This is a genomic window from Streptomyces sp. NPDC028308 (assembly GCF_055565855.1).
Genome location: NZ_JBVHTO010000011.1, coordinates 24,447 through 38,821, shown reverse-complemented (window position 1 = coordinate 38,821; position 14,375 = coordinate 24,447). Strand labels below are relative to the sequence as shown.

The following is a 14,375-nucleotide window of genomic DNA, read 5'->3' as shown; positions in this document are numbered from 1 at the left end:
AGTGAGCACCCCCGACCTTCCCCTCGCCCAGAGCGGCGGCTGCGGCGACGGCTGCGGCTGCGCCGCCGACACGGACGAGGAGTACCTGGAGTGCGGGCTCGACCCCGCGCTCGCCCAGCTCCTGGCCGACGCGGGGCTCGACCCCGTGGAGGTCGAGGACATCGCGCACCTGGCCATCCAGGAGGACCTCGACCACGGCGTGGACGTGACGACCGTCGCGACCATCCCCGAGGACGCGGTCTCCACCGCCGACTTCACCGCCCGGGAGGCCGGCGTCGTGGCGGGCCTGCGGGTCGCCGAGGCCGTGATCTCGGTGGTCTGCACCGACGAGTTCGAGGTCGAGCGGCACGTCCTGGACGGCGACCGCGTCGAGGCCGGCCAGAAGCTCCTCAGCGTCACCACCCGTACCCGCGACCTGCTCACCGCCGAGCGCAGCGCGCTCAACCTGCTGTGCCGGCTGTCCGGCATCGCGACCGCCACGCGCGCGTGGGCCGACGCCCTGGAGGGCACCGCCACGCGCGTGCGCGACACCCGCAAGACGACACCGGGACTGCGCTCCCTGGAGAAGTTCGCCGTACGCATGGGCGGCGGCGTCAACCACCGCATGTCGCTGTCCGACGCGGCCCTCGTCAAGGACAACCACGTGGTCGCCGCGGGCGGCGTGGCACAGGCCTTCGAGGCCGTCCGCGAGGCCTTCCCGGAGCTGCCGATCGAGGTCGAGGTCGACACCCTGCACCAACTGCGCGAAGTGGTGGACGCGGGCGCGGACCTGATCCTCCTGGACAACTTCACGCCCGCCGAGTGCGAGGAGGCCGTGACCCTCGTCAAGGGCCGCGCGCTCCTGGAGGCGTCAGGCCGGCTCACCCTCGGCAACGCGGAGGTCTACGCCAAGACGGGCGTCGACTACCTGGCGGTGGGCGCCCTCACCCACTCCGCGCCCATCCTGGACATCGGCCTCGACCTGCGCGAGGCGTCGACGGACGAGGCGGAGTAGGACCGATGCTCCTCACCATCGACGTCGGCAACACCCACACCGTCCTCGGCCTCTTCGACGGCGAGGAGATCGTCGAGCACTGGCGCATCTCCACGGACGCCCGCCGTACGGCCGACGAGCTGGCCGTGCTCCTCCAGGGGCTGATGGGCATGCACCCGCTGCTCGGCGAGGAGCTCGGCGACGGCATCGACGGCATCGCGATCTGCGCCACCGTCCCCTCGGTCCTGCACGAGCTGCGCGAGGTGACCCGCCGGTACTACGGCGACGTCCCCGCGGTCCTCGTGGAGCCCGGCGTCAAAACGGGCGTGCCGATCCTGACCGACCACCCCAAGGAGGTCGGCGCGGACCGCATCATCAACTCCGTCGCGGCCGTCGAGCTCTACGGCGGGCCGGCGATCGTCGTCGACTTCGGCACGGCGACCACGTTCGACGCGGTCAGCGCGCGCGGGGAGTACGTGGGCGGTGTCATCGCCCCCGGCATCGAGATCTCCGTCGACGCGCTCGGCGTCAAGGGCGCGCAGCTGCGCAAGATCGAGGTGGCCCGGCCGCGTGCGGTGATCGGCAAGAACACGGTCGAGGCGATGCAGTCCGGCATCATCTACGGGTTCGCCGGCCAGGTCGACGGGGTCGTCAGCCGGATGGCACGCGAACTGGCCGACGATCCGGACGACGTCACCGTCATCGCGACGGGCGGGCTGGCGCCGATGGTCCTCGGGGAGTCCTCGGTCATCGACGAACACGAGCCGTGGCTCACCCTGATCGGCCTCCGCCTGGTCTACGAACGAAACGTCTCCCGCACCTGACGCACCCAACCCGGGCGGCCCACCCCATCGCTCACGGGGCACCGCCCGGGTGGGCCCACTCACCCCACGTACATCCAGCACCCCGACCTACGGTGACGTCGAGGTAGGCCGGCGAGCCCGGCGCCAACGGGGAGCCGCCTGCGCCCACCCTCCCCCACTCTCGGCTCCGCTCGAGCGGGGGGACCCCCATCGCCCCAGCGGCACGATTGCCCGCAGTTGGGGCGGGCCGCACCCCACCGCACGCCTGTCCGCAGCTGGAGCGGGCGGTCCGCCGGCGCCAGCCGGGTGGGTGGGCGCCGCCCCTCGCCGCACGCCCGTCCGCCAGGTGGCGCCGCCCACCGGCCCGCACCGGAGCCCCCGGGCCCGCGCCCCCGCGGCTCGGCCCCCCACGGCCCGCAGTCGCGATCGCACCGAAGGGGCCGTGCCGGTACATCAAATGGCCGTCGAGACGGGGACGTACCCGACCGAGGAACGCTGGTGACGGACGCCGACACCCACTACCGACGGCCGGATGTACCGGCACGGCCCCGACCCACCCACCGGACAGGCAGCGCCCCGACGCCCACCGACCCGCCGGCCACCGCACCACCCAAAACCCCCACGCCACAACCACCCGGTATGCGAATTTTGTCTGATTAGCGCGTATCGTCGCCGCATGCCCACGCCATATGGATCCCGAGGCGGCATGGCGTTCGGCACGGAGGAGCTGCGTGTGCTCCGACGTGCCCTCGCCCTCGCCCTCCACCCCGGTCCCGCCTCGGCCGAAGACGTCCAGGACTGTCTCCGTCTCGCCGAGTCCCTCGACGAGGCGACCCGTGAGGGAGAGAGGCTCCGCGCCTTCATGCTGGCCGACCTGGCCCGCTACCGGGCCGCCCTGCCCGGCACCACGACCGGCTATCTCGCCCTCCTGGAGGACGTCCTGGGCGCCGGCTATCGCCCGGTCCCGGACGACCTGGCCGCCCTGCGCGCCCTCCGCGGCACCCCGGCCGCCGCCGTCCTCCTGGACCGCTGCCGTGTCCTCGCCGAGCAGGACGTCCGTGCCCGCCTCGCGGGCCGCACACCCACCGTGCCGGCGTCCCGCAGCCACCTCCTGGCCCTCCCGGGCGGCCTGGCGGTCCAAGGAGCCGGACGCGCCCGCGAGGCAGCCGGACAGCCCGCCAAGAAGCCGGCCGGCAGACCGGCGGAGCCAAGGCCCCAGACCCCGGTGAAGAGTCCCCGCCCGGACCGCCCCATCCCCACGCCCGGCGAGGTCTTCCCGCCGAAGCGCAAACCGGGTCCGCCGACGGCCGACCCGCATCAGGAGCTGGCGGCGGGCTAGCTACTCTGGAGGCATGGACTACGTCTCCGCGCTCGTGCCCCCCGTCGTGATGGCCGTGTTCTTCATCGGGCTGATCGTGACGATCGTGAAGACCCAGGGCGGGGCCAACAAGGCCAAGGAGGACGCCGTGGTCGACGCGGCGCTCGCCCGAGCCGAGGGCGCCCGCCAGGCCACCCGGGACACCGAGTCCTGAGAGACCTATCCACGGCACCGCACCGCACCGCAGCGATCCACCGCACCGCAGCTCACCAGGGCGTACGACTCGTACGATTTTCGAGTCGTACGCCCTTTTTGTTGCCGTTTGTGGAAGAAGACGCACGTCCGGCACGCCATCGGCGACTTCTCCCACTATTGTTCTGGCTGTGCCTCGCCCATTGGGAGAACTCGAAGACGCGGTCATGACGCGGGTGTGGAAGTGGAACCGCCCGGTGACCGTTCGAGAAGTCCTGGAAGACCTTCAGCAGGAACGGTCCATCGCGTACACCACGGTGATGACCGTTTTGGACAATCTCCATCAGAAGGGCTGGGTGCGCCGCGAGGCCGAAGGCCGGGCCTATCGATATGAAGCGGTCTCCACACGGGCCGCCTACGCCGCGGCGCTGATGAACGACGCCTGGTCGCAGAGCGACAACCCGGCAGCCGCACTCGTGGCGTTCTTCGGGATGATGAGCGAGGAACAGCGTCTCGCCCTGCGCAACGCGGTGGCCATCGTCCAGGGCCCGGAAACGGCTGAAACGCCGGAGGAAACCCCCGCGCCGCCGGACGAGAACCCCGCCGCGTCTCAGGACGACACCGGGCGATAGCGTCCGCCCATGCCAGCAGAGCATCCCGCAGAGCATCCCGAACCCACCGCAAAAGCCATCACCGTCCGCCGGGCCAGGACCAGCGATGTCCAGGCGGTGCGCCGCCTCCTCGACTCGTACGTGGAGCGCCGCATCCTGCTCGACAAAGCGACGGTGACGCTTTACGAGGACATCCAGGAGTTCTGGGTCGCGGAACGCGATGACAACGCCGAGGTGGTGGGCTGCGGGGCGCTGCACGTGATGTGGGAAGACCTCGCGGAAGTCCGCACCCTCGCGGTGAACCCGACGGTCAGAGGGCTGGGCGTGGGTCATCAGCTGCTCGGGAAGTTGCTGCAGACCGCCCGCTGGCTCGGCGTTCGCCGGGTTTTCTGTCTGACCTTCGAAGTCGACTTCTTCGCCAAGCACGGCTTCACGGAGATCGGCGAGACGCCCGTGGACACCGATGTCTACGCGGAGCTGCTGCGTTCCTATGACGAGGGCGTGGCAGAGTTCCTCGGTCTCGAACGAGTGAAACCGAACACCTTGGGCAACAGTCGGATGCTTCTGCATCTGTGATCGCCGCCGACTATTCCGGCGGGGAGGCATGCCCCGGGTCCCTATGTCCGAAACGCGCACGTTTCCGGTCTACCCCAGGGCTGTGAGTCCCCGCCAGGGGTTTGTGTTTTTCCGGCAAAAGCGGTTTGCTTTCCGACGTACTGCAGTACTGCATATAACAGGGGACGCGAAACAGCGGCGCACGCCGCAGGCCCTCCGCCCCATGGTTATCGATGAAAGGAAATCCGGTGGCACAGAAGGTTCAGGTCCTTCTTGTCGACGACCTCGACGGTGGCGAGGCGGACGAGACCGTGACGTTCGCGCTGGACGGCAAGACGTACGAGATCGATCTCACGACTGCCAATGCGGACAAGCTTCGCGGCCTTCTCGAGCCCTACGTGAAGGGTGGCCGTCGCACCGGGGGCCGCACTTCGGGTGGACGTGGAAAGGCGCGCGCCACTTCCGGCGGCAGCCAGGACACCGCGCAGATTCGCGCGTGGGCGAAGGAGAACGGCCACGACGTCAACGACCGTGGCCGAGTTCCCGCAGCCATTCGCGAGGCCTACGAGAAGGCCAACGGCTGAGCGCACGAGCGCCGCAGCCGGACACGGTGGCAGTGGGTTGCCATCGTGTCCACGACTCGTACGAGATCGGGGGCGCCCCCACCGCCCCCCACGGCCGACAGCGTCGGCAGTGAGGGTTCGACCTCGCACCCCGGCTCGGGGGGCCGCAGCCACACGGCGGCCCCCTGCGGACCACCCCCGCCGACCGGCGGACGGCCGCCTGCCCCTCCCGGCGGCACCGGCGCCTCGATGCGCCCGCCCGCGCCGATCGCTGTGAGATCCAGCGTCAGAGCGCCCCACTCCAGCCAGTCCAGCAGCCCCGGCAGCTCGTCCGCGCTGCCCTCGGCCACCAGCAGCCGCATCCGGTCCCCCTGAAGGGCCACCGGAGACGTCGGCCGCAGATGCCGCAGCGCCGCCGCCCCGGCCTCCGCCGGCACCTCCAGGACGTCGAAGCGCAGCCCGGTGACCAGTCCCGTCGGCGTTCCGGGCACGGTCTGCCAGCCCAGTTCGTTCTCGTACCAGTGCCGCACCGGATCTGCGGTGTCACCGGCGCGGCGGGACCCCGGCGGCCGGCGAGGAGGGGGAACGGTGAGAGCCATGTCAGGAGCAACCGTCCGGAGAGCCCTGGAGTTACGCTGTGTGTTTCGACGAACGCGAAGCGTGCCGGAGGCGGGGGCGCGCGTCGGTGCCCACCGGCGCGCGGGTGTTCGCCCATAGCGGAGGGAACCGGTGCGCGCGGCATGGAGTGTCCGTGCGTACGGGTAAGACATCCCTAGTGGGAGGGGGCGACACGCAAGGAAAGGCGGTCTCACGTTCGCCATCGGCGTACTGATGGTGGGGGTAACTGCCTGGCCTGCGGGAACATCGTCTCGCACCATCGGGTTGAGGCAGATGTCGGCGTTCGGGGTCAGGAGGCCAAGGACGGTGTCGGCAGTTGGAATGAGCGGTCCCCGCTTGCGGGACTAAGCTGCGGAAGGACAGGGAGGGGAGCGTCCCCTTACTGCCTGACCGCTCTGAGGAGCGATTAACGATGTTCGAGAGGTTCACCGACCGCGCGCGGCGGGTTGTCGTCCTGGCTCAGGAAGAAGCCCGGATGCTCAACCACAACTACATCGGCACCGAGCACATCCTCCTGGGCCTGATCCACGAGGGTGAGGGTGTCGCCGCTAAGGCCCTGGAGAGCCTCGGGATTTCGCTCGAGGCGGTCCGCCAGCAGGTGGAGGAGATCATCGGGCAGGGGCAGCAGGCCCCGTCCGGGCACATCCCCTTCACCCCCCGTGCCAAGAAGGTCCTGGAGCTGTCGCTCCGCGAGGCCCTTCAGCTGGGCCACAACTACATCGGCACGGAGCACATCCTGCTCGGCCTGATCCGTGAGGGCGAGGGCGTCGCCGCCCAGGTCCTGGTCAAGCTGGGCGCAGACCTCAACCGCGTGCGGCAGCAGGTGATCCAGCTGCTCTCCGGTTACCAGGGCAAGGAGACCGCCACCGCCGGTGGTCCTGCCGAGGGCACGCCCTCCACGTCCCTGGTCCTCGACCAGTTCGGCCGGAACCTCACCCAGGCCGCTCGTGAGTCCAAGCTCGACCCGGTCATCGGGCGCGAGAAGGAGATCGAGCGGGTCATGCAGGTGCTGTCCCGCCGCACCAAGAACAACCCGGTCCTCATCGGCGAGCCCGGCGTCGGCAAGACCGCCGTCGTCGAGGGGCTGGCGCAGGCCATCGTCAAGGGCGAGGTGCCCGAGACCCTCAAGGACAAGCACCTCTACACCCTCGACCTGGGCGCGCTGGTCGCCGGCTCCCGCTACCGCGGTGACTTCGAGGAGCGCCTGAAGAAGGTCCTCAAGGAGATCCGCACCCGCGGCGACATCATCCTGTTCATCGACGAGCTGCACACGCTCGTCGGCGCGGGTGCCGCCGAGGGCGCCATCGACGCGGCCTCGATCCTGAAGCCGATGCTGGCCCGCGGTGAGCTCCAGACCATCGGTGCCACGACCCTGGACGAGTACCGCAAGCACCTCGAGAAGGACGCGGCCCTCGAGCGCCGCTTCCAGCCGATCCAGGTGGCGGAGCCTTCCCTCCCGCACACCATCGAGATCCTCAAGGGCCTGCGCGACCGCTACGAGGCGCACCACCGTGTCTCGATCACGGACGAGGCCCTGGTCCAGGCCGCGACGCTCGCGGACCGCTACATCTCGGACCGGTTCCTCCCCGACAAGGCGATCGACCTGATCGACGAGGCGGGCTCCCGGATGCGCATCCGTCGGATGACGGCGCCGCCGGACCTCCGCGAGTTCGACGAGAAGATCGCCGGCGTCCGCCGCGACAAGGAGTCCGCGATCGACTCGCAGGACTTCGAGAAGGCCGCCTCTCTCCGTGACAAGGAGAAGCAGCTCCTCGCGGCGAAGGCCAAGCGCGAGAAGGAGTGGAAGGCCGGCGACATGGACGTCGTGGCCGAGGTCGACGGCGAGCTGATCGCCGAGGTCCTCGCGACGGCCACCGGCATCCCGGTCTTCAAGCTGACCGAGGAGGAGTCCTCGCGTCTGCTGCGCATGGAGGACGAGCTCCACAAGCGGGTCATCGGCCAGAAGGACGCCGTCAAGGCGCTCTCGAAGGCGATCCGCCGTACGCGCGCCGGTCTGAAGGACCCGAAGCGTCCGGGTGGTTCGTTCATCTTCGCCGGTCCGTCCGGTGTCGGTAAGACGGAGCTGTCCAAGGCGCTCGCCGAGTTCCTCTTCGGTGACGAGGACGCGCTGATCTCCCTCGACATGTCGGAGTTCAGCGAGAAGCACACGGTCTCGCGTCTCTTCGGTTCGCCCCCCGGCTACGTGGGCTACGAAGAGGGCGGCCAGCTGACCGAGAAGGTCCGCCGCAAGCCGTTCTCCGTCGTCCTCTTCGACGAGGTGGAGAAGGCCCACCCGGACATCTTCAACTCGCTGCTGCAGATCCTGGAGGACGGTCGTCTGACCGACTCCCAGGGCCGGGTCGTGGACTTCAAGAACACGGTCATCATCATGACGACCAACCTCGGCACGCGGGACATCTCGAAGGGCTTCAACCTGGGCTTCGCGGCGCAGGGTGACACGAAGACCAACTACGAGCGCATGAAGAACAAGGTCTCGGACGAGCTCAAGCAGCACTTCCGGCCCGAGTTCCTCAACCGTGTGGACGACGTCGTCGTCTTCCCGCAGCTCACCCAGGACGACATCCTCCAGATCGTCGACCTGATGGTCAGCAAGGTGGACGAGCGCCTGAAGGACCGGGACATGGGCATCGAGCTCTCCCAGTCCGCGAAGGAGCTCCTCGCCAAGAAGGGCTACGACCCGGTGCTGGGCGCGCGTCCGCTGCGGCGCACGATCCAGCGCGAGGTCGAGGACACGCTGTCCGAGAAGATCCTCTTCGGCGAGCTGCGTCCGGGCCACATCGTGGTCGTGGACACGGAGGGCGAGGGCGAGGCCAAGACCTTCACCTTCCGGGGTGAGGAGAAGTCGGCCCTTCCCGACGTCCCGCCGATCGAGCAGGCCGCCGGCGGCGCCGGTCCGAACCTGAGCAAGGACGCGTAACCTCCGGTTTCGCCGCACCATGGGGCTGCCCCGGGACTCCGGTCCCGGGGCAGCCCCTTTTCGCGCCCTCAAAGCACACGTCGCCCACCGAAGCCACCGGGCCCGCACCTCAGCCCCCACGGCCCGCAGCCGCCCTCCGGCGGAAGAGGCGCGCGTCGCCACCGGCGCCCCCGTGCCCCCGCGGCTCAGCCTCCACGGCCCGCAGCCGCCCTGCGGAGGGAAGGGGCCGTGCGTCGCCCATCGGCCCTACCGAGCCTCCGGCCCCAGTCCCCGCGGCTCAGCCTCCACGGCCCGCAGCCGCCCTCCGGAGGGAAGGGGCCGTGCGTCGCCCATCGGCCCTACCGAGCCTCCGGCCCCAGTCCCCGCGGCTCAGCCTCCACGGCCCGCAGTCGCCCTGCGACCGAAGGGGCCGAGCGTCGCCCACCGGCCCTACCGGAGCCCCCGGCCCCCAGCCCCCGCGGCTCGGCCCCCCACGGCCCGCAGTCGCGATCGCACCGAAGGGGCCGTGCCGGTACATCAAATGGCCGTCGAGACGGGGACGTACCCGACCGAGGAACGCTGGTGACGGACGCCGACACCCACTACCGACGGCCGGATGTACCGGCACGGACCCGACCCACCCACCGAACCGACAGCGCCCCGACGGCCACCGGACCGGCGGACGGCCCCCTTCGGGCCTCCGACAGCCGGCGTCCGGCGCCCGCTCGGTCCGCCGGAATCGCGCCCCGGGCCCCGCTCCCGGCGGGGTGAACGGCGTAGCCCGCGTCACATTCGCCGGGGTCCCGATCCGGCCCTCCGGTGACATGACGCACAGGCGATATGTCCGGTACTAGGTGGAATAGTGGTCGGACGTGGAGGGACAAAAGGGACCTTTGGCCCATGGCTGTGGGCGGCCGACTCCCGGCGGGCGGGGCCGGGCGGTGCGGGCGGTGTTTCCCAAGGGAACGAGGCCTCGAAGTGGGGATAAACCTCCCCATGTGACCGAAATGAACAAGATTCTTAGGCCGACAAACGGTCTGTCAAGGAGTCGAAAGTTTTGAGACGAACTACGGCCTTGGTTCGTAGATGGGGGGTTTGGGGCTTGTCGAGACGGCGGGTTACCAATGTGGAGTCCATCCGGCAGATGCCAGAGCGCCGGGTGTTCTTTTCTGCCCCGTCCCCGTCTCGAAGAGGTCTACATGTCGAAGCGCGTCACGCCCCGTCACTCCCGTGCGTCCCAGCTCCGTATGCGGGCGGCCGCCCTGGCCGTCGGGCTGGGTGCCTCGGTCGCTCTGGGCGCCGGGGTCGCGGCCGCCGCCGACACCACGCTGACCACCGCCGCCCCCGGCACCACGGCCAGCGCGGTGCAGACCCAGGCCGCCGCCCAGGCCAAGGCCGCCGCCGACACGGCCGCCAAGAACAAGAAGGCCGCCGACACGGCGAAGAAGGCCGCTGCCCAGAAGGCGGCCGCCAAGAAGGCCGCCGCCAAGAAGAGCGCCGTCTCCTGGGTCGACCCGGTGAAGAAGTACAAGCTCTCCGCCAGCTTCAACCAGGCCGGCGGCATGTGGTCGCACAAGCACTCCGGCCAGGACTACGCCGTGCCGCAGGGCACCGAGGTCGTCGCCGCCCACGGCGGCACCGTCGTCAAGACCGGCGGCAACGGCGCCGGTGACGGTCCCGCGTACGGCAACGCCGTAGTCATCAAGCACGGCAACGGCACCTACTCGCAGTACGCGCACCTGTCCCGCGTCGACGTGCGGGTCGGCCAGGTCGTCTCCACCGGCCAGCACATAGCGCTCTCCGGCAACACCGGGAACTCCAGCGGACCCCACCTGCACTTCGAGATCCGCACGACCCCGAACTACGGCTCGGCCGTCGACCCGGTCAGCTTCCTGCGCGCCAAGGGCGTCACCGTCTGACGGAGCCCGTCGAGGGCGCCCGGGGCACCACCGGTGCCGGGGCGCCCGTGACTACGACGTGGAGGCGCCGTGCGCCCGCGTCACCAGATCGATCGCGACCTCGAGGACGGCCTTGCGCTTCTCCTCGGGGTCGCCTTCGACGTCCTTGAGGACGAACATCCCGGCGTGCATCGTGAAGAGCGCGCTGATGCAGCGCACCTGGTCGGGCAGCGCCGCCTCGGGCTCCTTGATGATGTCGAGCATGGCCATCATGCGGTCCTTGAACGTCTCGCCGACGCTCAGCTCGCGTACCGTCGCCTGGTTCTCCTGCATGAAGCGGAAGAGCGGCGCGGCGCCGGTGAGGGCCTGGCTGTAGCGGCGCAGCACCTCCTGCTTGGTGTCCAGGGAGTGCGGCTGCTGCCTGCCCCAGTCGATCAGCTCGTCCAGGGGCCTCGTCAGATCCTCGAAGAGGCTGATGAGGATCTCTTCCTTGCTCTTGAAGTGGTAGTAGAGCGCCGCCTTGGTGACGTCCAGGTGCTCGGCGATCTCGCGCAGGGACGTCTTCTCGTAGCCCTGCTCGGAGAAGAGTTCGAGGGCCACGTCCTGGATGCGCTGGCGGGTGTCGCCGCGGCGCTGTCGCCTGGTGCCGTCCATGGTGCCGCCCATCCTCGTACTCCTCGCGCTCCCCGAAAACCTAGCTGACGGCCGACCGGTAAAGCCACCACAAACTTACTTGACGCCCGGCTAGTTAGCGGTCTACTTTCCTCAATGTAGTGAACTTGCCGGGCGGCAAGTAAGTAGACCGAGCGGGATCGGCCGAAACCGAGGGGACGGCCGGTCAGGGGAGTGGACACCATGGCGGACAACACCGAAGCGGCCGTACAGACCGGGAAACCACCGCAGGACGCGGTACCGGACGGACCGCAGGCGCGCAGCGTGCGGGTCGTCCTCGGCGCGCTGCTGATCGCGATGATGCTCGCGATGCTCGACAACATGATCGTGGGCACGGCCATGCCGACGATCGTGGGCGAACTGGGCGGCCTCGAACACCTGTCGTGGGTCGTCACCGGCTACACCCTCGCCACCGCGGCCTCCACCCCGATCTGGGGCAAGCTCGGCGACATGTACGGGCGCAAGGGCGTCTTCATGACCTCGATCGTGGTCTTCCTGATCGGGTCGGCGCTCAGCGGCATGGCCCAGGACATGGGGCAGCTGATCGGCTTCCGCGCGATCCAGGGCCTCGGCGCCGGCGGCCTGATGGTCGGCGTCATGGCGATCATCGGTGACCTGATCCCGCCCCGGGAGCGCGGTAAGTACCAGGGCATGATCGCCGGTGTGATGGCGCTCGCCATGATCGCCGGACCGCTCGTGGGAGGCACCATCACCGACCACTGGGGCTGGCGCTGGTCCTTCTACATCAACCTGCCGCTCGGCATCGTCGCGCTGATCGCCGTCAGTGCCGTGCTGCACCTGCCGAAGAAGCGGGTCGACAGCCGGATCGACTACCTGGGCGCCGGGCTGCTGGCGCTCGGCATCACGGCCATCGTGCTCGTCACCACCTGGGGCGGCAGCGAGTACCCGTGGGGCTCGGCCCGGATCATGGAGCTCATCGGGATCGGCGTCGCCGCGCTCGTCGGCTTCCTCTTCGTGCAGACCAAGGCCGCCGCGCCGATCGTGCCGCTGCACATCTTCCGCAGCCGCAACTTCACGCTGATGTCGGTCATCGGCTTCATCACCGGCTTCGTGATGTTCGGTGCCGTGCTCTTCCTGCCGCTGTACCAGCAGTCGGTGCAGGGCGCGTCCGCCACCAACTCCGGACTGCTGCTCCTGCCCATGCTCGGCGCGATGCTCGTCGTCTCGATGGTGGCCGGACGGGTCACCACCAACAGCGGCAAGTACAAGGTCTTCCCGGTCGTCGGCAGCGTGCTGATGACGGTGGGGCTGTTCCTGCTCGCCCAGATGGACACCGACACGAGCCGGCTCACCTCCGGTCTGTACATGGCGGTCCTCGGCGCCGGCATGGGCTGCCTGATGCAGATCACGATGCTGGTCGCGCAGAACAGCGTCGAGATGAAGGACATGGGCGTCGCGTCCTCCTCGACCACCCTGTTCCGTACGCTCGGCTCCTCGTTCGGTGTCGCGATCATGGGCGCGCTGTTCAACCACCGGGTCCAGGACGTGATGACCGAGCGGGCCGGCGCCATCGGCTCCAAGGTGACCGAGCAGTCCGCGCAGCTCGACGCGGCCAGCCTCGCCAAGCTGCCGGCCGTGGCCCGCGAGGCCTACCAGCACGCGGTGGCGTCCGGTACGCACTCCGCGTTCCTGCTCGGCTCGGTCGTGGCGATCGTCGCGCTGGTCGCCGCGGTGTTCGTGAAGGAGGTCCCGCTCAAGGGCGCGGGACCGCAGAAGCCGGCCGGGGACGCGGACGGGGATGCCGCGGGCGCGGCCCCGACGGTGGCAGAGGCCGTCTGAGCCGACGTCCACCCCGGTCAGGAAAGGCCCCCGGCGTTGTCCGCCCCGGGGGCCTTTCCACGTCCGCGGACCGGCCGCGTCACCCGTCCCGGGCGCCCGGCATGGGCAGCATCGGATAGCTCCCCGTGTTGGTGGGCGCGTGCTCCGGCAGCCACAGGACCGCCACCGCGCCCTCGGCCGGCACCTCGGGCGGGGCGCCGGCGGGGCGGACGTTGCGGAAGGTGAGGCGGGCGCCGAGCACCCGGGCCTGGCCGGTGGCGATGGTCAGGCCGAGACCGTGGCCGCGGCCCGCGCGGTCGCTGCTGCCGGTACGGAAACGGCTGGGCCCCTCGTGCAGAAGCTTCTCGGGGAAACCCGGCCCGTGGTCGCGGACGCGGATGACCCGCCCCTCGACGGACACCTCGATCGGCGGCTTGCCGTGCCGGGCCGCGTTGGCCAGCAGGTTGAACAGCACCCGCTCCAGTCGCCGCGGATCGGTGGTCACCTCGGACTCGTGCACCACGAGCACCGCGATGTCCGGGTCCTTCGCGGCCACCCGCCGGGACACGAACTCGCCCAGCATGATGTCCTGCAGCTCCGCCCGCTCCGACGCCCCGTCGAGCCGCGCGACCTCCAGGACGTCCTCGACCAGGGTCCGCATGGCCTGCGCCCGGTCCCGTACCAGCTCCGTCGGACGGCCCGGGGGCAGCAGCTCGGCGGCCGTCAGCAGCCCGGTCACCGGAGTGCGCAGCTCGTGCGCGATGTCGGCGGTCACCCGGCGCTCGGCCTCGATGCGCTGCTGGAGCGCGTCCGCCATGGCGTCCACGGCGCGCGCCAGATCGTCGGTCTCGTCGCGTACGACACCGCCGATGGCGTCCCGCACCCGGACGTCCGTGTCGCCCCTCGCGACCTGGTTCGCGGCCGCCGCCGCCTTGCGCAGCCGGCGCGAGAGCTGGCCCCCGATGAGGACACCGAGGGCGCAGCCGCCGAAGACCACCGCGATGGAGCCGATGATCAGCGCCTGGTCGAGGTCCTTCATCACGGTCGCGCTGCGGTCGGTGAACCGCGTGTGCAGCGACAGCACCCGGCCGTCCTTGAGCGGCACGGCCGCCCAGATGTCCGGCACGCCGTTGTGCCCCTCGGCCACGAACGTGGCGCGGCGCCCCTGGGCGACCTTGAGCAGCAGGTCACGCGGGATGGTCGGGTCGTCCACCTCGACGCCGAAGGACTGGGTGCGGCCCGACTCGTACATGCGCTGCGCGACCTGGATGCGCTCGTCGGCGAGATCGCGCGAGTTGTCGAGCATCGAGACGCGGGCCGCGTTGTGCACGACCAGGCTCAGCGCGATCGCCACCAGCGCGCCCACCAGCGCGATCGCCGCGCTCAGCTTCCACCGGATGCCGGTGCGGATGTCCCTGCTCCCGACGGCCCCCGTGCCGGCCTGGACCAGGCGTCGAAATATCCCCCGCATACCCC

General features: G+C 70.1%; 13 protein-coding genes. 10 read left to right on the top strand and 3 right to left on the bottom strand.

From position 1 onward, the window contains the following. The first annotated feature begins 1 nt into the window (after window position 1). The 7 genes from nadC (at window position 2) to ACZ4VA_RS25225 (ending at window position 5,036) form a co-directional block, all read left to right on the top strand. Window positions 2-994: a carboxylating nicotinate-nucleotide diphosphorylase gene (gene nadC, locus ACZ4VA_RS25255; protein ID WP_355784513.1), complete on the top strand. Its 993-nt coding sequence runs from the start codon at window positions 2-4 to the stop codon at window positions 992-994. A 5-nt stretch (window positions 995-999) separates the two neighbouring features. Continuing rightward, window positions 1,000-1,797 carry a type III pantothenate kinase gene (locus ACZ4VA_RS25250; RefSeq protein ID WP_355784509.1) on the top strand — a complete coding sequence of 266 codons (798 nt, stop codon included), beginning with the start codon at window positions 1,000-1,002 and terminating at the stop codon, window positions 1,795-1,797. 685 nt (window positions 1,798-2,482) lie between these two features. Continuing rightward, window positions 2,483-3,115 (top strand): hypothetical protein, encoded by a 633-nt coding sequence (locus tag ACZ4VA_RS25245; RefSeq protein WP_356175947.1) that lies wholly within the window; start codon window positions 2,483-2,485, stop codon window positions 3,113-3,115. Window positions 3,116-3,128: 13 nt separating this feature from the next. Beyond that, window positions 3,129-3,308 carry a hypothetical protein gene (locus ACZ4VA_RS25240; protein WP_355779304.1) on the top strand — a complete coding sequence of 60 codons (180 nt, stop codon included), beginning with the start codon at window positions 3,129-3,131 and terminating at the stop codon, window positions 3,306-3,308. Window positions 3,309-3,489: 181 nt separating this feature from the next. Beyond that, complete coding sequence (locus tag ACZ4VA_RS25235; protein WP_388904795.1) at window positions 3,490-3,918, top strand: BlaI/MecI/CopY family transcriptional regulator; 429 nt, start codon at window positions 3,490-3,492, stop codon at window positions 3,916-3,918. Between the two features lie 9 nt (window positions 3,919-3,927). Further along, window positions 3,928-4,473 carry an amino-acid N-acetyltransferase gene (locus ACZ4VA_RS25230; RefSeq protein ID WP_355779309.1) on the top strand — a complete coding sequence of 182 codons (546 nt, stop codon included), beginning with the start codon at window positions 3,928-3,930 and terminating at the stop codon, window positions 4,471-4,473. A 227-nt stretch (window positions 4,474-4,700) separates the two neighbouring features. Beyond that, on the top strand, window positions 4,701-5,036 hold the full coding sequence (locus ACZ4VA_RS25225; protein ID WP_355779313.1) for a histone-like nucleoid-structuring protein Lsr2: 336 nt from the start codon (window positions 4,701-4,703) through the stop codon (window positions 5,034-5,036). Here ACZ4VA_RS25225 and ACZ4VA_RS25220 read toward each other — a convergent pair. Next, window positions 5,015-5,614: an SCO3374 family protein gene (locus ACZ4VA_RS25220; protein WP_355779315.1), complete on the bottom strand. Its 600-nt coding sequence runs from the start codon at window positions 5,612-5,614 to the stop codon at window positions 5,015-5,017. The genes ACZ4VA_RS25225 and ACZ4VA_RS25220 overlap by 22 nt on opposite strands. 431 nt (window positions 5,615-6,045) lie before the next feature. Between ACZ4VA_RS25220 and ACZ4VA_RS25215 the strand changes: the two genes are divergently transcribed. Next, complete coding sequence (locus tag ACZ4VA_RS25215) at window positions 6,046-8,571, top strand: ATP-dependent Clp protease ATP-binding subunit (protein ID WP_355779318.1); 2,526 nt, start codon at window positions 6,046-6,048, stop codon at window positions 8,569-8,571. 1,178 nt (window positions 8,572-9,749) lie between these two features. Further along, complete coding sequence (locus ACZ4VA_RS25210) at window positions 9,750-10,469, top strand: M23 family metallopeptidase (protein ID WP_355784762.1); 720 nt, start codon at window positions 9,750-9,752, stop codon at window positions 10,467-10,469. A gap of 51 nt (window positions 10,470-10,520) precedes the next feature. On the opposite strand, the gene ACZ4VA_RS25205 is transcribed toward ACZ4VA_RS25210, so the two are convergent. After that, window positions 10,521-11,114 carry a TetR/AcrR family transcriptional regulator gene (locus ACZ4VA_RS25205; RefSeq protein WP_389390594.1) on the bottom strand — a complete coding sequence of 198 codons (594 nt, stop codon included), beginning with the start codon at window positions 11,112-11,114 and terminating at the stop codon, window positions 10,521-10,523. Window positions 11,115-11,303: 189 nt separating this feature from the next. Here ACZ4VA_RS25205 and ACZ4VA_RS25200 point away from each other — a divergent pair, with 189 nt between their 5' ends. After that, window positions 11,304-12,920: an MDR family MFS transporter gene (locus tag ACZ4VA_RS25200; RefSeq protein ID WP_355784768.1), complete on the top strand. Its 1,617-nt coding sequence runs from the start codon at window positions 11,304-11,306 to the stop codon at window positions 12,918-12,920. A gap of 79 nt (window positions 12,921-12,999) precedes the next feature. Here the strand turns inward: ACZ4VA_RS25200 and cseC are convergent, their stop codons facing one another. Then, a complete protein-coding gene (cseC, locus tag ACZ4VA_RS25195) occupies window positions 13,000-14,370 on the bottom strand; it encodes a two-component system sensor histidine kinase CseC (RefSeq protein WP_356175932.1) in 1,371 nt (456 codons plus the stop codon). Between the last annotated feature and the right edge of the window lie 5 nt (window positions 14,371-14,375).